Source organism: Bacillus cereus group sp. BfR-BA-01408 (genome assembly GCF_022663305.1).
In the GTDB taxonomy this organism is placed as follows: domain Bacteria; phylum Bacillota; class Bacilli; order Bacillales; family Bacillaceae_G; genus Bacillus_A; species Bacillus_A pacificus.
The window spans coordinates 1-213 of record NZ_JAKUFF010000358.1 but is presented as its reverse complement, the minus strand read 5'-3'; the positions used below and the strand labels follow the sequence as shown (position 1 = coordinate 213).

The following is a 213-nucleotide window of genomic DNA, read 5'->3' as shown; positions in this document are numbered from 1 at the left end:
AAAACGGATGAAAAAGGTGTAGCGAAATTCAAACTACCATACGGAAAGTACACGTATAAAGAAACAATAGCACCAAATGGATATGTAATAAATGAAGAGACATTCGCATTTGAAATAAAAGAGGATGGAGAAATTATTAAACATATTGTGAAAAATAAGAAAGAAGAAAAGGCATCGCTTCCTTCTAAGCCAAATAAGCCAACACCAAATGGA

General features: G+C 32.9%; 1 protein-coding gene. It reads left to right on the top strand.

Features of this window, described 5'->3' with window-relative positions:
* Nucleotides 1-213, top strand: a 213-nt coding sequence (locus MR083_RS27640) for a prealbumin-like fold domain-containing protein (protein ID WP_242270155.1), incomplete at both ends; no start/stop codon positions are given.